The sequence below is a fragment of the Stenotrophomonas sp. Sm2128 genome, from assembly GCF_030985535.1.
Lineage (GTDB): Bacteria > Pseudomonadota > Gammaproteobacteria > Xanthomonadales > Xanthomonadaceae > Stenotrophomonas > Stenotrophomonas maltophilia.
Window position 1 is genome coordinate 1 of the sequence record NZ_JAPTFQ010000079.1, and the last position, 22,171, is coordinate 22,171.

Consider the following 22,171-nt stretch of genomic DNA (forward strand, 5'->3'; position numbering starts at 1 on the left):
CAGGTCCCTGGGGGGGCCCGACCGTTGGTCGGGCCACCTTGCAGCATTACAGGGTGCGCGGCACTTCGATACGCTCGAAGCACTCGATCTGGTCACCCGGCTTGACGTCGTTGTAGGCCTTCACCGCGATACCGCACTCGGTACCGTTGCGGACTTCCTCGACGTTCTCCTTGAAGCGACGCAGCGATTCCAGCTCGCCCTCGAAGATCACCACGCTGTCGCGCAGCACGCGGATCGGCTTGTTGCGCCTGACCACGCCCTCGATGACCATCGAGCCGGCAACGGCGCCCAGCTTGGAGCTGCGGAACACGTCGCGGACCTCGGCGATACCGATGATCTCTTCGCGGATCTCCACGCCCAGCAGACCGGAGGCCACCTGCTTCACCTGATCGATCACGTCATAGATGATCGAGAAGTAGCGCAGGTCCACGCCGTTGGATTCGATGATGCGACGGGCCGAAGCATCCGCACGCACGTTGAAGCCGATGACGGTGGCCTTCGAAGCGGCCGCCGAGTTGGCGTCCGATTCGGTGATGCCGCCCACGCCGGAGTGGATCACGTTGATGCGGATGTCTTCGTTGGACAGCGCCACCAGCGCCTGGCTGAGGGCCTGCACCGAACCCTGCACGTCGGCCTTGATGACCAGGTTGAGGACCTGCTGGCCCTCGCCCTTGCCCAGAGTCGCCATGATGTCTTCCATGCGGCTGCCGGCGGTGGCGACCAGGCGCGATTCACGGCGCTTGGTCTCACGCTGCTGGGCAACGTCCTTGGCCAGGCGCTCGTCCTCGACCACCACGAAGTCGTCACCGGCTTCCGGCACGCCGGACAGACCCAGGACCTGCACCGGGATGGACGGGCCGGCGAATTCCGGCTGCTTGCCGGTTTCGTCGAACAGCGCACGCACGCGGCCGTACTGGATGCCGCACACCAGGTAGTCGCCCTTCTTCAGGCGGCCCTGCTGCACCAGCACGGTAGCGACCGGGCCGCGGCCCTTGTCCAGCGACGATTCGATCACCACGCCCGAGGCGCGGCCTTCGTCGACGGCCTTCAGTTCCAGCAGTTCGGCCTGGATCGAGATGGCGTCCAGCAGATCGTCGATGCCCAGGCCGGTCTTGGCCGAGATCTCCACCATCTGGGTGTCACCACCGAAATCTTCGGCCACGACCTGCTCGGACAGCAGTTCGTTCTTGACCCGCATCGGGTCGGCGTCGGACTTGTCGATCTTGTTGATCGCCACGATCAGCGGCACACCCGCCGAACGGGCGTGCTGGATCGCTTCCTTGGTCTGCGGCATGACGCCGTCATCGGCGGCCACGACCAGCACCACGATATCGGTCAGCTTGGCGCCGCGGGCACGCATCGAGGTGAAGGCAGCATGGCCCGGGGTATCCAGGAAGCTGATCACGCCCTTCGGCGTATCCACGTGGTAGGCACCGATGTGCTGGGTGATGCCGCCGGCTTCGCCGGTGGCGACCTTGGTGCGGCGGATGTAATCCAGCAGCGAGGTCTTGCCGTGATCGACGTGGCCCATGATGGTGACCACCGGCGGACGCTGGGCGGCTTCGCCCTGGTTTTCACCGGTCGAGGCCAGCAGTGCGTCTTCGGCGTCGTTGTCGTTGGCACGGATCGCCTTGTGGCCGAGTTCTTCGGTCACCAGCGCGGCGGTGTCGTGGTCGATGGACTGGGTGATGGTGGCCATCACGCCCATCTTGAACAGCGCCTTGACCACCTCGCCGCCCTTCAGCGCGAGCTTCTGCGCCAGGTCAGCCACGGTAATGGTGTCGCCGATCGCCACTTCACGCACCACCGGCGCGGTCGGACGCTCGAAGGCGTGCGGGCCGGCATTGTTGCCACCGCGCGACATGTCGCGACGGCCACCGGCCTGGTTACGGCCACCCGGCCGACCACGGGTGTTGCTGTTGTTGCTGTTGCCACGACGCGCACGGTCGGCAGCCGACAGGTGCATCTGGCCGGCGAAACGGTCGCCCGGGCCACGCTCGTTGCGCGGCGCGCTGCGGTTGTTGCGGTCGTCGTTGCGCGGCGGCGGCGGCGCACTGCGCGGCGCAGCCGGAGCGGCGGCCGGCGTGCGCGGCGGACGCGGCGCGGTTTCATCGATCGGAGCGCGCTTGGGCTTGGTGGCCGCCAGTGCCTCGGCAGCCTTGGCGGCGGCCGCAGCTTCCTCGGCAGCCTTCTTCTCGGCCTCTGCGCGTTCCTTGGCCGCAATCTCTTCCTCACGGGCACGGACGATGGCTTCGTCGCGCAGACGATCCTTCTCGGCCAGGGCCTGCTGTTCGGCGAGGTTGCGGGCGCGCGACTCTTCCAGCTTGCGCAGGATGTCGGCGCGCTCTTCGTCCGGCGTCATGGCGCGCGCACCATCCTTGACGTAGGTGCGCTTCTGGCGCACCTCGACATTCACGGTCGTCTTGCTGCGACCGGAATTGACCGTCACTTCCTGCTGCTTCCGGCGGTTGAGCGTGATCTTCTTTGCAGACTGATCGCTCTCTTCCGGGGCCTGCTCGGGCTTGCCGTGCGAACGACGAAGGAAGCCCAGGAGCTTCACCTTCTCGGAGCTGGTCACGACCTGGTCGGGACCGCTGAACTTCATGCCGGCACCGGCCAGCTGTTCCAGCAGTTTTTCGACCGGCGTGTTGACCAGTTCGGCAAGCTTGCGGATGGTGGTTTGCTGCGACATTCGGATCCTATGATCTTGTGGGCGCCCCCCCGCATCTGGAGGCGGCGCGGATTCTACGCCCTGAGCGGCTCAGGGCCCTGTTCATTGCCGGCTCATTCGCCGCGTTCCAGTCGGGCGATCTCTTCGGCACGGGCGGCCAGGATCAGCGCAGCGGCGCGCGCCTGATCCAGTCCTTCGATGCCGAAGTCCATGACCTCGTCGGCGGCCAGGTCGGACAGGTCCTCGCTGGTACGCACGCCGTGGCCGGCCAGCGCATATGCGGTGGCTTCGTCCATGCCCTTCAGGGACAGCAGGTCCTGCGCCGGCTGGCCGTCTTCAAGGCCTTCCTCGACTGCCAGGGCCTCATTGAGCAGCGCATCGCGGGCACGAGCGCGCAGCTCTTCGACGATGTCTTCGTCGAAACCTTCCACGGCCAGCAGTTCGCCGACCGGGACATACGCGATTTCCTCGACGGTGCCGAAGCCTTCGCTGACCAGGATGCCGGCGATTTCCTCGTCCACTTCCAGCTTGTCCATGAACAGCTGGCGGGCCGAAGCCTGCTCGGCCTCCGACTTGGCGGTGACCTGGTCCTGGGTCATCACGTTGAGCTGCCAGCCGGTCAGGCGGCTGGCCAGGCGCACGTTCTGGCCGCCCTTGCCGATCGCCTGGGCCAGGCGGTCTTCGGCAACGGCCAGGTCCATCGAGTGCTTGTCTTCATCGACGATGATCGACTGCACTTCGGCCGGCGCCATCGCGTTGATGACGAAGTTGGCCGGGTTGTCGTTCCACAGCACGATGTCCACGCGCTCGCCATTGAGCTCGTTGGACACGGCCTGCACGCGCGAACCGCGCATGCCGATGCAGGCACCGATCGGATCGGTGCGCTGGTCGTGGGCGAGCACGGCGATCTTGGCGCGGTCGCCCGGATCACGTGCGCAGGCCTTGATTTCCACCAGGCCCTGGCCGACTTCCGGCACTTCCAGCTTGAACAGCTCGATCATGAATTCCGGGGCGGCGCGGCTGATGAACAGCTGCGGGCCACGGGGTTCCGAACGGACTTCGGCCAGGTAGCCGCGCACGCGGTCACCGGCGCGCAGCACGTCGCGCGGAATGCCCTTGTCCTTCGGAATGAAGCCTTCGGCATTGCCACCGAGGTCGACATAGATGTTGCCGCGCTCGGCGCGCTTGACCACACCGGTGATCAGTTCGCCGACGCGATCCTTCCACGCATCCACGACCTGCTGGCGCTCGGCTTCGCGCACGCGCTGGACGATGACCTGCTTGGCGGCCTGGGCGGCGATGCGGCCGAAGTCCGGGTTCTCGATCTGCTCTTCGATGTAGTCGCCGACGTCCACGCCTTCGGCTTCGTCGACGGCGTCCATCAGGCGGATCTGGCGGTCCGGCGATTCCATGACCACGTCGTCGGCCACCACTTCCCAGCGGCGGAAGGTTTCGTAGCTGCCATCCTTGTGGTCGATGACCACGCGGGTCAGCACTTCCTCGTCGGGATAGCGCTTCTTCGCTGCCGAGGCCAGGGCGGCCTCGATGGCATCGAAGATCACTTCACGCGGCACGCCCTTCTCGTTGGCGACCGCGTCGACTACCAGCAACAGTTCCTTGCTCATTGGCTCACTCCGCGCGCGGCTTCTTTGCCGCCGGCTCGTTGGAAGAAGAATTCGTGTTCGGCTTCGGACGCTTCGGCGCCGGACCGGTCGGCTTGCTCGGGGCCAGCCCCAGCGCCACCCAGTCGGGCATGATCCGTGCCTTGTCGATGTTGTCGGCCGACACCACCACTTCGGTCTTGTCGACGATGAAGGTGATGGTGCCTGCGGCCTCGTCGGTTGCCTCGATACGGCCCTGCAGGCGACGACGGTTGTCCTGCGGCAGCTTCAGCGTGACCTTGGCCGATTCGCCCTGGTGGCGAGCGAACTGCTCCAGGTTGAACAGCGGGCGATCCACGCCCGGCGAGGACACTTCCAGCGTGTAATTGCCGCTGATGGGGTCTTCGACGTCCAGCTGCGCCGACACTTCGCGGCTGACCCGCTCACAGTCGTCGACATTGATGATGCGCTCGGGCTGTTCAGCCAGCGGCACGTCGATGTAAAGGCGCAGGGTCGCACCGCCGGGGGCCGGCAGATACTCAACGCCCAGCAGCTCCAGGCCCAGCGACACAACGGTCGGGGCGAGCATATTCGCGATGTCGGTTGCCTTGTCGCTCACAGCCTGCCTTGATCTCTTGGTTGGGTGCCGGCCTTGGCCGGCGTGAAAACATGACGCCCCGGAAACGACAAAGGGCCCGCTGGGCCCCTTTTCCGGAAAGACTCCGGTGACTGGATTCCGGTTGCAACCTGCAGTGCCTGCCGGTTGCGGCCCTCCTTCCGGGTCCGGACTCCCGCCGGGAGGCCGCCTTCAGGGGTACTGCTAGGCCGCTGATGATAGCGGCTGCACCGCGCTGGTGCAAGGTGCGGACCTGGGGTCAGATCCCTTCCCCGCGGAAAAGGGATCTGACCCCGATCACGCAGAAACGACGCAGCCACCCAAAGAAAAACGCCTTCGAAGCAGGACTTCGAAGGCGATCTCTTTACTTGGTAGCGGGGGCAGGATTTGAACCTGCGACCTTCGGGTTATGAGCCCGACGAGCTGCCAGACTGCTCCACCCCGCATCAGAAGCGGAATTATGAGCGTTGGCTCCAAGAAATGCAAGCTTTCCCTCATTCATCAAACCGGTTGGCGCCGACCTGAAGTTGGTAGCGGGGGCAGGATTTGAACCTGCGACCTTCGGGTTATGAGCCCGACGAGCTGCCAGACTGCTCCACCCCGCACCGGAAGTGTTTGAACTGCTGCCCCGCTCTCTTTTGAGGAGGGCTACCGCAACGATGTTCTGGCTGAACCGCTGCAGTGACAACTCAGGCTGCGCATATTACACGAATCGCGCAGCTTTGTGTCAACTTTTATGCAAGATGCGCAAATGCCTGCTGGCACCAGACCATGATCGGGTTCCAGGCCAGGCCCAGCGCGAGCAGCGCCAGCGCGTTCACGCCCAGCACCAGGCCCAGCACGCGGTCGTTGCTGCGCGGCATGGCCTCGCCCACCGGCTCATCGAAGTACATGACCTTGATGACGCGCAGGTAGTAGAAGCAGCCGACCACGGCACACAGCACGCCGAGGATGGCCAGCCACAGCAGGCCACCGTTGACGGCCGCGCCCAGCACCGCCAGCTTGGTCCAGAAGCCCAGGAACGGCGGAATGCCGGCCAGCGACGCCATGATGCACAGCACCAGGCCGGCCATCCACGGGTTGCGGGCATTGAGGCCCTTGAAGTCCTCGATGTTCTCGGCTTCGAAACCGGCACGCGACAGCGCGATGATCGCGCCGAAGGCGGCGGTGGACATGATGGCGTAGGCCAGTGCGTAGAACAGCGCGGCGGCATAGCCCTGCGCGCCACCACCGGCGATGCCCATCAGCAGGAAGCCGATGTGCGAGACGGTGGAGAACGCCAGCATGCGCTTGAGGTTGCTCTGCGCGATGGCCATCAGGTTGCCGATGACCAGCGAGACCGCGGCCAGGCCGGCGATCAGCAGCTGCAGTTCAGTCGACAGCGGACCCACGCCCATTTCCAGCAGGCGGTAGGCCATGCCGAAGGCGGCCAGCTTCGGCGCCGAGCTGATGAACAGTGCGATCGGTGCCGGAGCACCCTGGTACACGTCCGGCAGCCACATGTGGAACGGTGCGGCACCCAGCTTGAAGGCGACGCCGGCGATCATGAACACCGCACCGGTGATCAGCAGCACGCGCTCTTCCGAGTGCGGAATGGCGTCACGGATGACGTCCAGGTGCAGGCTGCCGGTGGCGCCGTAGATCAGCGACATGCCGTACAGCAGCAGGCCCGAGGCCAGCGAACCCAGCACGATGTACTTCATCGCCGCTTCCGAGGCCAGACCGTTCTCACGGTTGCTGGCAACCAGTGCGTAGGAGCACAGCGCTAGCAGTTCCAGGCCCAGATAGACCATCAGAAGGCTGCCGGCCGAGACCAGGATCATCATGCCGGCGGTGCCGAACAGGATAAGCACCGGGATCTCGCCCTGGAACAGGTTGCGGTCACGCAGGTAACGCCAGCCGTAGACCAGGGTCAGGCCGCTGAGCAGCACGATCCCGGTCTTCATCACGTCCGCGGCGGTATCGCGCACGAACATGCCATGGAAGACCTCGCCCTGCCCGCCCACGCCCGTGGCCAGCATGAACAGCACCACGGCCAGCGCAGCGAGCGAGAACAGGTGGGTGACGATCTTGTTCCGGTTGCTGACGAACAGGTCGAGGATCATCAGGGCGAAGGCGCTGCCGATCAGCACCAGCTCGGGAGCGAGCGGTGGCAGGTCAGCGGCGGTCAATGGCAGCAGCGGCGAGGTGGTCATCATCAAATCCTGGAATTACAGCAGCTTGCTGGATGCGATCTGCATCGCCAGCTTCGCGATCGAGGGCTCCATCAGGTCGGTCAGCGGCTTGGGGTAGATGCCCAGGGCCAGCACGCCGATGGCGAACACGCCCAGCACCAGCCATTCGCGGCCGTTGATGTCCTTCAGTTCGGCCACGTGGCTGTTGGCCACTTCGCCGAAGAAGATGCGCTTGTACAGCCACAGGGTGTAGGCGGCGCCGATGATCAGGGTGGTGGCCGCGCCCAGTGCGATCCACGGATTACGCTGGAAGGCCGACAGGATGACCATGAACTCGCCGACGAAACCGCTGGTGCCCGGCAGGCCCGCATTGGCCATGAAGAACAGCATGGCGAAGGTGGCGAACCACGGCATCACGTTGACCACGCCGCCGTAATCGGCGATGCGGCGGCTGTGCATGCGGTCGTACAGCACGCCGACACAGGAGAACATCGCACCGGACACGAAGCCATGCGAGATCATCTGCACCATGGCGCCCTGCAGGCCCAGGCGGGCAGCATCGGCGTTGCCTGCTTCACGCACCAGCCACAGGGCGATGAAGGTACCCAGGGTGACGAAGCCCATGTGCGCGATCGACGAATAGGCGATCAGCTTCTTCATGTCGTCCTGCACCAGGGCGACCAGGCCGACGTAGATCACCGCGATCAGCGACAGCGCGATCACCAGCCAGGCCCATTCCTGCGACGCGTCCGGGACGATCGGCAGGTTGAAGCGCAGGAAGCCGTAGCCACCGATCTTCAGGGCGATGGCGGCCAGGATCACCGAACCGGCGGTCGGCGCTTCCACGTGGGCGTCCGGCAGCCAGGTGTGGACCGGGAACATCGGCACCTTGACCGCGAAGGCGATCAGGAAGGCAAAGAAGATCCAGGTCTGTTCCTTGGCCGACAGCGGCAGCGCGTACAGGTCGGCCAGCTGGAAGCTGCCGCCCTTCATGTACAGGTAGATCAGCGCCACCAGCATCAGCACCGAGCCGAGGAAGGTGTACAGGAAGAACTTCAGTGCTGCGTAGATGCGGCGCGGGCCACCCCAGACACCGATGATCAGGAACATCGGGATCAGCATGGCTTCGAAGAACACGTAGAACAGCATCGCGTCCGTCGCGGCGAAGATGCCGACGGTGACGCCTTCCAGGATCAGGAAGGCCGCCACGTACTGGTTGACGCGCTTGTCGATGGCGCTCCAGGCGCCGATCAGGGCAAGCACGCTGACCAGGGTGGTCAGCAGGATCAGCGCCACGGCAATGCCGTCCACGCCCAGGTTGTAGCCGATCTTGTACGCCGGGATCCAGGCATGGGTCTCGACGAACTGCAGGCCGTCGATGCCCGCGTTGTAGCCGCTCAGCAGCGAGAGGCTTGCAACGAAGGTGAGCACCGCGACGCCCAGCGACGCCCAGCGGGCAGTCTGTGCATCACGGATCGCAAGGATCAGGGCGCCACCGATGATCGGCAGCCAGATGAGGACACTGAGTAGAGGCCAGTTCGACACGTCTTCTTATTCCGTACAGGTCATCAACGCAGGTAATGCATCAGCACGCCCAGCAGGGCAATCAGGCCGATGATCATCGCGAAGGCGTAGTGATAGAGGAAACCGGATTGGGTACGACGCAGCACGCCGGCTGCAACGTCCACAACACGTGCCGAGAGATTGACCACGCCGTCGACGATGTTGCTGTCGATCCAGCGCGAGACCTTGCCCAGCTTGACGCTGCCACCGGCAAAGCCATCGATCCACAGCTTGTCGAAGCCGTACTTGTTTTCCAGCACCGAAACGATCGGGGCGAAGGTCTTGCGTGCCTTGCCCGAGAGGTCCGGCTTCCACAGGTAGAACAGCGCAGCCAGCAGGAAGCCCGCCAGGGTCAGCCAGAACGGCGGCAGCATCATGCCGTGCAGCGCGAACGCGACCGGGCCATGGAACTCTTCACCCAGGAACGCGACGGTGTTCTTGGCCGGATCGTAGAAGTCGACGATGCCGGTGAAGAACGTCTGCGCCTGGCCCTTGATCGCCTCGTGCGCATGGTTGCCGGCCCAGTCGGTGCCGTGCAGCATCGGACCGATGCTGAAGAAACCGATGGCGATCGACGGGATGGCCAGCAGGATCAGCGGCAGGGTCACCACCCACGGGGTTTCATGCGGTTCATGCGGACCGTGGCCATGGCCGTGGTCGTCATGGGCATCGCCATGGTGGGCATCGGCGGCGTGGTGATCGTCATGGCCGTGGCCATGATCGTCGTGCACGTCGCGGAAACGCTCCTTGCCGTGGAAGGTCATGAACAGCAGGCGGAAGCTGTAGAAGCTGGTCACCAGCACGCCACCCAGCACCGCCCAGTAGCCATAGGTGGCCACCCAGCTGTTCTGCATGTGGGCGTGGATCTCGGCCGCCTCGATGATCGTGTCCTTCGAGTAGAAGCCGGAGAAGAACGGCGTACCAACCAGGGCCAGCGTACCGATCCACATGGTGATGAAGGTGATCGGCATGTACTTGCGCAGGCCGCCCATCTTGCGCATGTCCTGCTCGTGGTGCATCGCGATGATGACCGAGCCGGCGCCCAGGAACAGCAGGGCCTTGAAGAAGGCGTGGGTCATCAGGTGGAACACGGCGGCCGAGTAGGCCGACACGCCCAGGGCGACGGTCATGTAGCCCAGCTGCGACAGCGTGGAGTACGCGACGACGCGCTTGATGTCGTTCTGCACGATGCCGATCAGGCCGGTGAAGAACGCGGTGGTGGCACCGATGAACAGCACGAAGTTCAGCGCCGTCTGCGACAGCTCGAACAGCGGCGACATGCGGGTGACCATGAAGATACCGGCGGTAACCATCGTCGCGGCGTGGATCAGTGCCGAGATCGGGGTCGGGCCTTCCATCGAGTCCGGCAGCCACACGTGCAGCGGGACCTGGGCCGACTTGCCCATGGCGCCGATGAACAGGCAGATGCAGATGACGGTGGCGATCGACCAGATCACCGGCTCGTTCAGCAGCTGCATGCCCAGGATCGTGCCGTCCCAGATCTGCAGCTGGGCGCGCGGGTCAGCCAGCATGCCGGCCTGCGAGAACACCTGCGAGTAGTCCAGGGTGCCGAACACCCACAGCACGCCGGCGATACCCAGCAGGAAGCCGAAGTCACCGACACGGTTGACCAGGAACGCCTTCATGTTGGCGAAGATCGCGGTCGGGCGCTTGAACCAGAAGCCGATCAGCAGGTACGACACCAGGCCCACCGCTTCCCAGCCGAAGAACAGCTGCAGGAAGTTGTTGCTCATCACCAGGGTGAGCATCGAGAAGGTGAACAGCGAGATGTAGCTGAAGAACCGCTGGTAGCCCGGGTCGTCCTGCATGTAGCCGATCGTGTAGATGTGGACCAGCAGTGACACGAAGGTCACCACCACCATCATCATCGCGGTCAGCTTGTCGACCATGAAGCCGACGTGCGCCGAATACTGGCCGACTTCGAAGAACGTGTAGATGTTCTGGTTGAACGGCTGCGCGCCGCCCCACATCAGCTGGTAGAACGTGTACATCGACAGGCCGCAGGCTACCGCGACGCCGAGGATGGTGATGGTCTGCGCGCCGAAGCGCTTGACCTGGCGACCGAACAGGCCGGCGATGATGCTGCCGAACAGCGGTGCAAGCACCACTGCGATCAACAGACTCTTGGAGAGAGTGATTTCCATCTGTGGATCAGCCCTTCAACGAATCGACTTCGCCGACATTGATCGTGCGGCGTGTACGGAACAGGGTCACCAGGATCGCCAGGCCGATGGCGGCTTCCGCGGCGGCGACGGTCAGGATGAAGAACACGAACAGCTGGCCGGACGGATCGCCCAGCTGACGCGAGAAGCCGACGAAATTGATGTTCACCGACAGCAGCATCAGTTCGATCGACATCAGCAGGACGATGACGTTCTTCCGGTTGAGGAAGATGCCGGCCAGGCTGATGGCGAACAGCACCGCGCCCAGCGCGAGGATATGGCCAAGGGTGATCACGGCTGGGTCTCCTCGCCGGCGACCGGCTTGCTGTTGCTGTGCACGACCGGTGCTTCGGCACCCATCTTGACCATGCGCAGGCGCTGGCCGGCCTTGACCATGGTCTGCTCGCCCGGGTTCTGGCTCTTCACGCCGGTACGGCGACGCAGGGTCAGCATCACGGCGGCAACCACGGCCACGGTCAGGATGACGGCGGCGAACTCGAACGGCAGCAGGTACTCGGTGAACAGCGTGCGTGCCAGCCAGGTGATGTTGGAGCTGTCGGCGGCGACCGCAGCGGCGTTGTCGGCCGGGAACGGAGTGACCGCCCTGCCCTTCACGCCGATCAGGATCAGCATCTGCACCAGCATCGCCACTGCCACGATCAGGCCGACCGGCAGGTAGCGCACCCAGCCCTCACGCATCTTGGTGGGATCGATGTCCAGCATCATCACCACGAACAGGAACAGCACCATCACCGCGCCGACGTAGACCAGCACCAGCGCCACGCCGAGGAACTCGGCGCCCACCAGCAGCCACACGCAGGCAATGGAGAAGAAGGTCAGCACCAGGCACAGCACTGCATGCACCGGGTTGCGCACGCTGATCACCGCACCGGCCGAAACCGTTGCCGCGATGGCGAACACCCAGAAAGCGATATTTACCCAATCCATCTCTCGACCTCAGCGGTAAGCGGCATCGGCGGCACGACGCTCGGCGATCTCGTTTTCGAGACGATCGCCAAGGGCCAGCAGCTGCGGCTTGGTAACGATGTTTTCGCCACGGTTCTCGAAGTGGTACTCGAGGATGTGGGTTTCGACGATCGAGTCCACCGGGCAGCTTTCTTCGCAGAAGCCGCAGAAGATGCACTTGAACAGGTCGATGTCGTAGCGGGTGGTGCGGCGGGTGCCGTCCTCGCGCTTGGCCGAGTCGATGGTGATGGCCAGGGCCGGGCACACCGCTTCGCACAGCTTGCAGGCAATGCAGCGCTCTTCGCCGTTGGGGTAACGGCGCAGCGCGTGCAGGCCACGGAAGCGCGGCGACTGCGGGAACTTCTCCATCGGGTACATCATCGTGTACTTCGGCTTGAAGCTGTACTTCAGCGTCAGCCAGAGGCCCGCCAGCAGTTCGAGCAGCAGCAGGCTCTTGAAGTAATGGGTAATCCTGTTCATCACTTTAGACGCCCTTTTGAATCACGCCGAAGAACACCATGACGGCGGTAACCGCGATCCACAGAATGGCCAGCGGGATGAAGACCTTCCAGCCCAGGCGCATGATCTGGTCGTAGCGGAAGCGCGGGAAGCTGGCACGGAACCAGATGTAGGCACTGGCGAAGAAGAACACCTTGACGAACAGCCACGGTGCACCGCCCTTCCAGATCCAGTCGACCAGCGGCGAGACATCGCCGAAGTTGACCCAGCCCTGGACCGGGCTCAGCCAGCCGCCGAGGAAGAAGATCGAGATCAGGAAGCTGATCAGGATCATGTTCGCGTATTCGGCCAGGAAGAACAGCGCGAAGGCACCGCCGGAGTATTCGACCATGTGGCCGGCGACGATTTCCGATTCGCCTTCCACCACGTCGAACGGCGCGCGGTTGGTTTCAGCCACGCCCGACACCCAGTAGATGACGAACAGCGGGAACAGCGGCAGCAGGAACCAGTCGAAGAAGCCGGAGCTGCCGGCCTGCGCCATCACGATATTGCTCAGGTTCAGGCTGCCAGCGGCGATCATCACGCCGACCAGGGCGAAGCCCATGGCGATTTCGTAGCTGATCATCTGCGCCGAGGCGCGCATGGCACCCAGGAACGCGTACTTCGAGTTGGACGCCCAACCGGCCAGGATGATGCCGTAGATGCCCAGCGAGGTCATCGCCAGCAGGTAAAGCAGGCCGGCGTTGGCATTGGACAGCACGATCTGCGAATCGAAGGGGACCACCGACCAGGCCGCGAAGGCCGGGGCCAGGGTGATCAGCGGTGCCAGCAGATAGATCGCCTTGTTGGCGCTGCTCGGCTGGACCACTTCCTTGAACAGCAGCTTGAAGACGTCGGCGAAGGCCTGGAAGATGCCCATGCCCACGTACATCGGGCCGTGGCGGACGTGCATCCAGCCGATCAGCTTGCGTTCCCAGACCACGTAGAAGGCCACCGAGATGATCACCGGAACGGTGATCACCAGGATCTTCAGGATGATCCAGATCAGCGCGCCGATGTCACCGAGGCCAAGCAGCCACTGGTGCAGCGGGTCGACCGCGTTCAACAGCAATTCGTTCATGCAGCCACCACCGTTACGCGAGCGGCACCCAGCGGCGCGGTCGCGCCGTGGCCCGATTCAATCCAGACCGAACCCGCAGCGACGCGGGCGTCGACCACCACCGGCAGGGTGGCCTTGCCGGCATCGGTGCCGACCTTGGCCATCTGCCCTTCCTGCAGCTGCAGGCGAGCGGCATCTTCAGCGTTCAGCACGATGCGCGGGGCGTTGTTGAGCGGATGCGACTGCAGCGCCGGGGCGCGACGGACCACCGCATCGGTGCGGTAGATCGCGGCGGTCGAAGCCACTTCCAGGCCTTCGCCGGCAATCACCGGCTGCGCCGAAGCGGCAACGGTGACCGACACCGGGGCCAGGCTGGCACGCAGGCCGGCCAGGTCGGTGAAGTCGAAACCGGCCAGCGCCATGTCGCCGCCCAGTGCGCGCAGCACACGCCAGCCTTCACGGGCCTCGCCCGGCAGCTTGCCGCCGGCACGGGCCGACTGCTCGCGACCATCGAGATTGGTCAGGGTGGCGTCGATTTCCGGCAGCGCACCGATCGGCAGGATCACGTCGGCGACGTCACGGGTCGAGGCACAGGCGAACTGGCTGAAGGCCACCACCTGGGCACCGGCCAGCGCCTTGCGCGCGGCAGGTGCATCGGCGAAATCCAGGCCCGGCTCCAGGCCGTACACCACGTAGGCCTGGCGCGGCTGCGCCAGCATCGCGGCGACGTCCTTGCCGGCCGGCAGCACGCCGGCGCGGGTCAGGCCCACGGCGTTGGCGCCCTGCGGGATGCGGCACAGCTTGGCACCGGTGGCGGCGGCGAAGTCACGCGCGGCGGCGCGGATGGCGGCAGCCTGCGGGTGGTTCTCGGCGATGCCACCAACGATCAGCACGGTGTTGTTGCCGCCCTGCACGGCCGAACGCAGTTCGGCGCTGGCCAGTGCGTCGACGAACTTCGACGGTGCAACGATCTGCTTGCCGGCAATGCTGAAGGCGAAGTCGAAGTCCACCGGATTGACGACGTGGATCTTCGCGCCCTTGGTGGTCTGCGCCTTGCGCAGGCGGACGTGCAGCAGCGGCAGTTCGTGGCGGATGTTGCTGCCCAGAACGACGATGCGGTCGGCGCCCTCGATTTCGGCCAGCGGCAGGCCGAACACTTCGGCGGTTGCAGCGTCGGAGAAATCACGGTTGTTGATGCGGTGGTCGATGTTGCTCGAGCCCAGGCCCTTGGCCAGGCGGGCCAGCAGCGCGCCTTCCTCGTTCGAGGTGGACGGATGCACCAGCACGCCCAGGTTGTCGCCCTGGTTGGCCTTGAGGATCTCGACGGCCGCGGCCAGGCCTTCGGCCCAGCTCACTTCCTTCCACTCGCCATTGACCTTGCGCAGCGGCTTGACCGCACGGTCTTCGCTGTACAGGCCCTGGTGCGAGTAGCGGTCACGGTCGGAGAGCCAGCACTCGTTCACCGCTTCGTTGTCGCGCGGCACGGTGCGCAGCACTTCGCCGCGACGCACGTGCAGGAACAGGTTCGAACCCATCGCGTCGTGGTAGCCCAGCGACTCGCGCGCGGTCAGTTCCCACGGGCGGGCGCGGAACTGGAACACCTTGTTGGTCAGTGCGCCGACCGGGCAGACGTCGACGACATTGCCGGACAGTTCGGTGGTCAGCGGCTTGCCGTCGAAGGTACCGATCTGCAGGTTCTCACCGCGGTACATGCCACCCAGTTCGTAGGTACCGGCGACGTCGGCGGTGAAGCGGACGCAGCGGGTGCACTGGATGCAGCGGGTCATCTCGGTGGCGACCAGCGGGCCCATGTCCTCGTCCGGCACCACGCGCTTGCGCTCGTTGAAGCGGCTGACCGAACGGCCATAGCCCAGCGATACGTCCTGCAGCTCGCACTCGCCGCCCTGATCGCAGATCGGGCAGTCCAGCGGGTGGTTGATGAGCAGGAACTCCATCACCGAGCGCTGGAACTTCAGTGCCTTCTCGCTGCGGGTGGCGACCTTCATGCCATCCATCACCGGAGTGGCGCAGGCCGGCGCCGGCTTCGGCGACTTTTCCACGTCCACCAGGCACATGCGGCAGTTGGCGGCGATCGGCAGCTTCTCGTGGTAGCAGAAGCGCGGAATCGAAATGCCGGCCTTGTCGGCCGCCTGGATGATCATCGAACCCTTGGGCACGACCAGCGACTTGCCATCGATTTCGATGGTCACGTGATCCGGTGGCACGTTCGGGTTTACGGGTTGCGCGCTCATGCGGCGGCTGCCTCCACCTTCTTGCCGTCAACCATCGAATGACCGTTGACGATGTAGTACTCGAATTCGTCCCAGAACTGGCGCAGGAAGCCCTGGATGGGCCATGCAGCCGCTTCACCGAACGCACAGATGGTGTGGCCTTCGATCTGGCCGGCCACCGCCTTCAGCTGGTGCAGGTCTTCCATCGTGGCCTTGCCGGCGACGATGCGCTCCAGCACGCGGTGCATCCAGCCGGTGCCCTCACGGCACGGGGTGCACTGGCCACAGGATTCCTTGTGGAAGAACTGGCTGATGCGGCAGGCGAACTTGACGCAGCAGACGCTGTCGTCGAGCACCACGATCGCGCCCGAACCCAGGCCGGAGCCCAGTGCACGGATGGTGTCGTAGTCCATCGGCAGGTCCTTCAGCTCGGCCGCGGTCAGCACCGGCATCGACACGCCGCCCGGGATCGCGCCCTTCAGCGTGCGGCCCGGACGCAGGCCACCAGCCATTTCCAGCAGGTCGTGGAATTTGGTGCCGAGCGGCACTTCGAAGTTGCCGCCATTCTGCACGCAGCCGGACACCGAGAAGCACTTCGGACCGCCGTTGGCGGTCAGGCTCAGGCCCTTGAACCACTCCGGACCGTTGCGGATGATCGCCGGCACCGAACCATAGGTTTCGGTGTTGTTGATCGTCGACGGCTTGCCATACAGGCCGAAATTGGCCGGGAACGGCGGCTTGTAGCGCGGCTGGCCCTTCTTGCCCTCCAGCGATTCCATCAGCGCGGTTTCTTCGCCGCAGATGTACGCGCCGGCGCCCAGCGCACCGTAGATGTCGATGTCCACGCCGCTGCCGAGAATGTTCTTGCCCAGCCAGCCGTTCGCATAGGCGTCGGCCAGGGCCTGCTCGAAGTGCTCGAACGGCTCGTGGTGGAACTCACCGCGCAGGTAGTTGTAACCCACGGTCGAACCGGTGGCGTAGCAGGCGATCGCCATGCCTTCCACCACCGAATGCGGGTTGTAGCGCAGGATGTCGCGATCCTTGCAGGTGCCCGGCTCGGATTCGTCCGAGTTGCAGAGGATGTACTTCTGCATGTTGCCCTTCGGCATGAAGGACCACTTCAGGCCGGTCGGGAAGCCTGCGCCACCGCGGCCGCGCAGGCCCGAGGCCTTGACCATCTCGATGACCTGCTCCGGCGGGATCTTCTCTTCGAGGATCTTGCGCAGGGCGGCGTAGCCACCGGTCTTCAGGTAGCTTTCGTACGACCACGGGGTGTCGTAATGCAGGGTGGTGTAGACCACCTGGTGCGGCAGCGGCGCGGGGCCGACCGGACCCTTGGATTCGTGGTGATGTGCCATGCCCTTACTCCAGCCCGTCCAGCAGCTCGTCGACCTTTTCCAGGGTCAGACGCTCATGGTAGTGACCGTTGATGACCATCATCGGCGCGCCACCGCAGCCGGCCAGGCACTCTTCCTCGCGCTTGAGGTAGACGCGGCCGTCCGGGGTCGATTCACCGTGCTTGATGCCCAGCTTCTTCTCGCAGTGGCGGACGATGTCCTCGGCGCCATTGAGCCAGCAGCTGATGTTGGTGCAGATGGCCACGTTGTTGCGGCCGACCTTCTCGGTCTCGAACATCGAGTAGAAGCTGGCGACCTCGTAGGCCCACACCGGCGGCAGGTCCAGGTACTTGGCCACGCCGGCGATCAGCTCGTCGGTCAGCCAGCCCTGGTTCTGCTCCTGGGCCGCATGCAGGCCCTGCAGCACGGCAGAGCGCTTGCGGTCCGGCGGGAACTTGGACAGCCAGTGATCGATGTGAGCGCGGGTCTTGTCGCTCAGCACCACCATCGGGTCGACGTCGCGCGCCGCCTCGAAATTACCTGTCGCCTTCATCGGCCGACCTCAGCGAAATGCATAACGTGAAATTCCAGAAACTGCGGCGCCGGCTTGCGCCGGCTGCCTGCAGCGGGCGTTGGCGTGGCGGACGGCATTACCGGTCAACCTCGCCGAACACCAGGTCGTAGGTGCCGATCATCGCCACCACGTCGGCCAGCATGTGGCCGCGCACGATCGAATCGATCGAGGACAGGTGGGCGAAGCCCGGCGCACGCAGGTGCACGCGGAACGGCTTGTTGGCGCCATCGGAGACCAGGTAGCAGCCGAATTCGCCCTTCGGGGCTTCCACCGCCGAGTAGGTCTCGCCGGCCGGCACGCAGTAGCCTTCGCTGAACAGCTTGAAGTGGTGGATCAGCGCTTCCATGTCGTCCTTCATGTCCTCGCGCCTGGGCGGAGCGACCTTGAAGTTCTTCACCATCACCGGGCCCGGGTTGGCCTTCAGCCACGCCACGCACTGCTTGATGATGCGGTTGGACTCGCGCATTTCGGCAACGCGGACCAGGTAGCGGTCGTAGCAGTCGCCTTCCTTGCCCAGCGGGATGTCGAAATCGACGGCATCGTACTTGGCGTACGGGCGCTTCTTGCGCAGGTCCCAGGCGACGCCCGAGCCACGCAGCATCACGCCGGTCATGCCCCACTGGTGCGCCAGTTCCGGCGTCACCACGCCGATGCCGACGGTACGCTGCTTCCAGATACGGTTGTCGGTCAGCAGGGTTTCGTATTCGTCGATGCGCTTGGGGAATTCGACGGTGAAGTTCTCCAGGAAGTCCAGCAGCGAGCCCTCGCGCGAAGCATTGAGCTGCTTCAGCGCCTTGCCCTTGTGCCAGCGCGACTCCTTGTACTTCGGCATGTGGTCCGGCAGATCGCGGTAGACACCGCCCGGACGGTAGTACGCCGCGTGCATGCGTGCGCCGGAGACTGCTTCATAGCAGTCCATCAGCTCTTCGCGCTCGCGGAAGGCGTACAGCATCACCGCCATCGCACCCAGGTCGAGCGCGTTGGAGCCCAGCCACATCAGGTGGTTGAGGATGCGGGTGATCTCGTCGTACATGGTGCGGATGTACTGCGCACGCTCCGGCGCCTCGATGCCCATCAGGGTCTCGATCGCGCGCACGTAGGCGTGCTCGTTGCACATCATCGACACGTAATCCAGTCGATCCATGTAACCGATCGACTGATTGAACGGCTTGGACTCGGCCAGCTTTTCGGTACCACGGTGCAGCAGACCCACGTGCGGGTCGGCGCGCATGATGGTTTCACCGTCCATTTCCAGGATCAGGCGCAGCACACCGTGAGCGGCCGGATGCTGCGGGCCGAAGTTCATGGTGTAGTTGCGGATTTCCTGCCGGCTTTCGGCGGCGTTGCTGGCGAATGCTTCGCCGGCCTGGTGTACGTGGCTCACTTCACTGCCTCCTGCGCGCGCTCACCTTCTGCGGTCTGCAGACGGGCGTCGTCGCGGATCACGCGCGGCACGCCGACACGCGGCTCCACCGAGGTGACCGGTTCGTAGATCACGCGCTTCTTTTCTTCGTCGTAGCGGACTTCGACATTGCCGATCAGCGGGAAGTCCTTGCGGAACGGATGGCCGACGAAACCGTAGTCGGTCAGGATCCGGCGCAGATCCGGGTGGCCTTCGAAGATCACGCCGTACAGGTCGAACGCTTCGCGCTCGAACCAGTTCAGGCCCGGCCAGATGCCGGTCAGCGAGGACACCACCGGCAGTGCTTCGTCAGGGGCGAAGCAGCGCAGGTGCATCATCAGGTTGTGCTGGTACGAGCGCAGCTGGGCGACCACGGCGAAACGCTGGGTCGGCATGTGCTGCGGGCGGGCACCGTCGGCACCGTTTTCCTCGGTGGGGAACTCACCCCACGCGAAACGGCCCTGGGCCTTGCCTTCGACGCCACGGCTGAAGCCCTGCGAGGACACGTCGGCGGTGTCCCATTCGTCGGAGCCATAACCCAGGTAATCGACGCCGCAGAGATCCACGGCCTGCTCGAAACCAAACTCGTCACGCAGCGCCAGGGCGGTGGCGTGCCACTCGGCGGCAGGCACTTCCAGCGTCACTTCGCCGCGGGGTTCGACCACGATGACCTTCGCACCAGCGAAACGTGCGGAGAGTCGGTCGATGAAGGATGCTTGCTCTGCCATGGGGGCTTGGCGCGCTCTTGTCAGGTGAAGGGGTCAGCGGGCGATGGTCTGTGTACGCCAGATCTTCTTCTGCAGCTGCAGGATCCCGTACACCAGCGCCTCGGCGGTCGGCGGGCAACCCGGGACGTAGACGTCCACCGGCACCACGCGATCACAGCCGCGCACGACAGAATAGGAGTAGTGGTAATAGCCGCCACCATTGGCGCAGCTACCCATCGAGATGACCCACTTCGGGTCCGGCATCTGGTCGTAGACCTTGCGCAGCGCCGGGGCCATCTTGTTGACCAAGGTACCGGCCACGATCATCACGTCGGACTGGCGCGGCGACGGGCGGAACACCACGCCGTAGCGGTCAAGGTCCAGGCGCGCGGCGCCGGCGTGCATCATCTCGACCGCGCAGCAGGCCAGACCGAAGGTCATCGGCCACATCGAGCCGGTGCGCGCCCAGTTCAGCAGTGCATCGACGCTGGTGGTGACGAAGCCCTTTTCCAGCAGCGGGTTGTCGCCTTCCGGCCGCAGGATGTCATCAACCCGGCCTTCCGGCGTGGGGTTGTTCATGAGGCCATCGAGAGTCTGAATCACTCCCATTCCAGCGCTCCCTTCTTCCAGACGTAAATGAAACCGAGGAACAGCATGCCGACGAACAGGCCCATGGTGACGAGCGAACGCGCGCCCAGCTCCATGAAGACCTGGGTCCACGGCACGATGAAGATGATTTCCAGGTCGAAGACGATGAACTGGATCGCGATCAGGTAGTAGCGCACGTCGAACTTCATGCGCGCGTCTTCGAAGGCCTCGAAGCCGCACTCGTACGGCGACAGCTTTTCCAGATCGGGGCGGCGGGGACCGAGGAATCGACCAACCAGCATCAGCGTAATGCCGATACCGGTGGCAACGATCAGAAACAGCAGAGACGGCAAATATTCGGCCAGCACAGCGATTCTCTCTTGCCTCTGCCGCTGCGCCTGCAGGCGCTTTGGCATGGGGGAGTGGACGGGAATCTACCTGGCGCCTTGCGCGCCAGGCGAACCCGCTTTACTTACAAATGGTGCCCAAGAGGGGACTCGAACCCCTACGACCTAAGTCGCTACCACCTCAAGGTAGTGCGTCTACCAATTCCGCCACCTGGGCAAACGATCACATCAGACTATCTTCCCGATGCGCCGCGTATTGTAACCGGCTTCAGTGTTTCTGGGAGCCTTCCGAAGGCTTTTCTTCACCAGAAACCGAAGATTCCGCCTGAGCCGGCACATTCGCGGCCGGAACCGGGGCGGCCGGGACCGCATCAGCCTTCGGAACGGCCGGCAATTCGCCTGCCGGAGCCGCCGGAGCGACCGCCGCCGGGGCGGACATCAAGCCCAGATCCTGGTCGGCCGCCGGACGACTGCCATGACCGGCATACCAGGCCATGAAGAGGCTGATGCCGAAGAACACGACGGCCAGCCACTTGGTCGACTTGGACAGGAAGTTCGAGGCGCCACGCGCACCGAACACCGTACCCGAGGCGCCGGCACCAAAGCCCGAACCCGCCGCCGCACCCGAGCCACGCTGCATCAGGATCAGCGCGATCATGGCCACAGCGACCAGCACGTAGACGACATTGAGGATCAACATCAGCATTGGAAACCGCCCTCGGACAATACTTCTAGGATTAGTTCGCGGCCGCCGCCCTTGCGATGGCCAGGAAGTCCGCGGCCACCAGGGAGGCGCCGCCGACCAGCCCACCATCGACATCCGGCTGCGCGAACAGTTCCCCGGCATTGTCGGGCTTCACGCTACCGCCGTAAACAATGGGCAGTGAATCAGCGATTCTAGCATCGATACGCGCGACTTCGCCACGGATGAACGCGTGCACCTGCTGTGCCTGCTCCTTGGTGGCGGTACGGCCGGTACCGATGGCCCAGACCGGCTCATAGGCGACCACGGCCCGGGCGAAACCGGCCGCGCCGACCAGCTCCAGCACCGGTGCCAGCTGGCTGGCGATGACCGCTTCGGTCTGCCCGGCCTCGCGCTGTTCCAGGGTCTCGCCCACGCACAGCACCGGCACCAGGCCGGCGTGCTGGGCGGCGGCGAACTTGCGCGCGACCAGCTCGCTGCTCTCGTGGTGGTACTGGCGGCGCTCGGAATGGCCGACCAGGCCATAGCGGGCCCCGACCTCGACCAGCATGGCCGCGCAGACCTCGCCGGTGTAGGCGCCCTTCTCGTTGCTGCTCACGTCCTGCGCGCCAAAGGCCAGGCCGGTCTCGCCGAAGTCCTCGACCAGCTCCCCCAGGTACGGCAGCGGCGGCAGGATCACCACGTCCACCCCCTCCAGCGGCAGCCCGGCAGCCACCTGCCCCAGCAGTTCATTGGCGAATTGACGGCTGCCATGCAGCTTCCAGTTTCCGGCGACGATCTTGCGGCGCATGAGCGGGTGGCTCCTGTGTGAAGTCAGCCGGTCATGATACCCGCTGCGGCAAAAATCCGTTTCCTTGTAAGCGGTTACATGGATTTTCAGCCAACGGCGCAGCCCCTCGTGGCGGGGGCGGGTTGGTCGCGTATCACCGGTTGGATTGGTGGGCTTGGCC

At 64.7% G+C, this 22,171-nt stretch carries 19 protein-coding genes and 3 tRNA genes; all 22 read right to left on the bottom strand.

Annotated elements, in window-relative coordinates; translation table 11 throughout:
• Positions 1 to 46: 46 nt before the first annotated feature.
• Positions 47 to 2,692, bottom strand: a complete 2,646-nt coding sequence (gene infB / locus O0K41_RS18460; protein WP_164222862.1) for a translation initiation factor IF-2 — start codon at positions 2,690 to 2,692, stop codon at positions 47 to 49.
• A 92-nt stretch (positions 2,693 to 2,784) separates the two neighbouring features.
• Positions 2,785 to 4,296, bottom strand: a complete 1,512-nt coding sequence (gene nusA, locus O0K41_RS18465; RefSeq protein WP_005410449.1) for a transcription termination factor NusA — start codon at positions 4,294 to 4,296, stop codon at positions 2,785 to 2,787.
• A gap of 4 nt (positions 4,297 to 4,300) precedes the next feature.
• Positions 4,301 to 4,891, bottom strand: a complete 591-nt coding sequence (rimP, locus tag O0K41_RS18470) for a ribosome maturation factor RimP (protein WP_049451205.1) — start codon at positions 4,889 to 4,891, stop codon at positions 4,301 to 4,303.
• Between the two features lie 366 nt (positions 4,892 to 5,257).
• Positions 5,258 to 5,334 (bottom strand) — tRNA-Met (locus tag O0K41_RS18475).
• 82 nt (positions 5,335 to 5,416) lie between these two features.
• Positions 5,417 to 5,493, bottom strand: a tRNA-Met gene (locus O0K41_RS18480).
• A gap of 129 nt (positions 5,494 to 5,622) precedes the next feature.
• Positions 5,623 to 7,083: an NADH-quinone oxidoreductase subunit NuoN gene (gene nuoN, locus O0K41_RS18485; protein WP_005410451.1), complete on the bottom strand. Its 1,461-nt coding sequence runs from the start codon at positions 7,081 to 7,083 to the stop codon at positions 5,623 to 5,625.
• A 15-nt stretch (positions 7,084 to 7,098) separates the two neighbouring features.
• The gene (locus O0K41_RS18490; protein ID WP_005410452.1) at positions 7,099 to 8,607 is read right to left on the bottom strand and encodes an NADH-quinone oxidoreductase subunit M; all 1,509 of its coding nucleotides are present in this window, start codon (positions 8,605 to 8,607) and stop codon (positions 7,099 to 7,101) included.
• Positions 8,608 to 8,630: 23 nt separating this feature from the next.
• Positions 8,631 to 10,790: an NADH-quinone oxidoreductase subunit L gene (gene nuoL, locus O0K41_RS18495; protein ID WP_123958846.1), complete on the bottom strand. Its 2,160-nt coding sequence runs from the start codon at positions 10,788 to 10,790 to the stop codon at positions 8,631 to 8,633.
• 7 nt (positions 10,791 to 10,797) lie between these two features.
• A complete protein-coding gene (gene nuoK / locus O0K41_RS18500; RefSeq protein WP_005417921.1) occupies positions 10,798 to 11,103 on the bottom strand; it encodes an NADH-quinone oxidoreductase subunit NuoK in 306 nt (101 codons plus the stop codon).
• A complete protein-coding gene (locus O0K41_RS18505; RefSeq protein ID WP_123958847.1) occupies positions 11,100 to 11,756 on the bottom strand; it encodes an NADH-quinone oxidoreductase subunit J in 657 nt (218 codons plus the stop codon). Before O0K41_RS18505 ends, nuoK begins: the two co-directional genes overlap by 4 nt.
• 9 nt (positions 11,757 to 11,765) lie before the next feature.
• Positions 11,766 to 12,254 (bottom strand): NADH-quinone oxidoreductase subunit NuoI, encoded by a 489-nt coding sequence (nuoI, locus tag O0K41_RS18510; protein ID WP_005410456.1) that lies wholly within the window; start codon positions 12,252 to 12,254, stop codon positions 11,766 to 11,768.
• A 4-nt stretch (positions 12,255 to 12,258) separates the two neighbouring features.
• A complete protein-coding gene (gene nuoH / locus O0K41_RS18515; RefSeq protein WP_005410457.1) occupies positions 12,259 to 13,353 on the bottom strand; it encodes an NADH-quinone oxidoreductase subunit NuoH in 1,095 nt (364 codons plus the stop codon).
• Positions 13,350 to 15,584, bottom strand: coding sequence for an NADH-quinone oxidoreductase subunit NuoG (gene nuoG, locus O0K41_RS18520; protein WP_164222859.1), 2,235 nt, complete (start codon positions 15,582 to 15,584; stop codon positions 13,350 to 13,352). Before nuoG ends, nuoH begins: the two co-directional genes overlap by 4 nt.
• A complete protein-coding gene (gene nuoF / locus O0K41_RS18525) occupies positions 15,581 to 16,921 on the bottom strand; it encodes an NADH-quinone oxidoreductase subunit NuoF (RefSeq protein WP_010486436.1) in 1,341 nt (446 codons plus the stop codon). The genes nuoG and nuoF overlap by 4 nt, the downstream gene beginning before the upstream one ends.
• A 4-nt stretch (positions 16,922 to 16,925) precedes the next feature.
• Entirely contained in the window at positions 16,926 to 17,453 is a 528-nt protein-coding gene (gene nuoE / locus O0K41_RS18530; RefSeq protein ID WP_005410460.1) for an NADH-quinone oxidoreductase subunit NuoE, read from the bottom strand.
• Between the two features lie 97 nt (positions 17,454 to 17,550).
• Positions 17,551 to 18,858: an NADH-quinone oxidoreductase subunit D gene (locus O0K41_RS18535; protein ID WP_005410461.1), complete on the bottom strand. Its 1,308-nt coding sequence runs from the start codon at positions 18,856 to 18,858 to the stop codon at positions 17,551 to 17,553.
• A complete protein-coding gene (locus O0K41_RS18540) occupies positions 18,855 to 19,604 on the bottom strand; it encodes an NADH-quinone oxidoreductase subunit C (RefSeq protein WP_005410462.1) in 750 nt (249 codons plus the stop codon). Before O0K41_RS18540 ends, O0K41_RS18535 begins: the two co-directional genes overlap by 4 nt.
• 33 nt (positions 19,605 to 19,637) lie before the next feature.
• Positions 19,638 to 20,192, bottom strand: a complete 555-nt coding sequence (locus tag O0K41_RS18545; protein WP_005410463.1) for an NADH-quinone oxidoreductase subunit B — start codon at positions 20,190 to 20,192, stop codon at positions 19,638 to 19,640.
• Positions 20,183 to 20,539, bottom strand: coding sequence for an NADH-quinone oxidoreductase subunit A (locus O0K41_RS18550; RefSeq protein WP_005414075.1), 357 nt, complete (start codon positions 20,537 to 20,539; stop codon positions 20,183 to 20,185). The genes O0K41_RS18545 and O0K41_RS18550 overlap by 10 nt, the downstream gene beginning before the upstream one ends.
• A gap of 111 nt (positions 20,540 to 20,650) precedes the next feature.
• Positions 20,651 to 20,735, bottom strand: a tRNA-Leu gene (locus O0K41_RS18555).
• Between the two features lie 51 nt (positions 20,736 to 20,786).
• Positions 20,787 to 21,224: a preprotein translocase subunit SecG gene (secG, locus tag O0K41_RS18560; RefSeq protein WP_005410465.1), complete on the bottom strand. Its 438-nt coding sequence runs from the start codon at positions 21,222 to 21,224 to the stop codon at positions 20,787 to 20,789.
• A gap of 31 nt (positions 21,225 to 21,255) precedes the next feature.
• Positions 21,256 to 22,011 carry a triose-phosphate isomerase gene (tpiA, locus tag O0K41_RS18565; RefSeq protein ID WP_108270358.1) on the bottom strand — a complete coding sequence of 252 codons (756 nt, stop codon included), beginning with the start codon at positions 22,009 to 22,011 and terminating at the stop codon, positions 21,256 to 21,258.
• Positions 22,012 to 22,171: the final 160 nt, after the last annotated feature.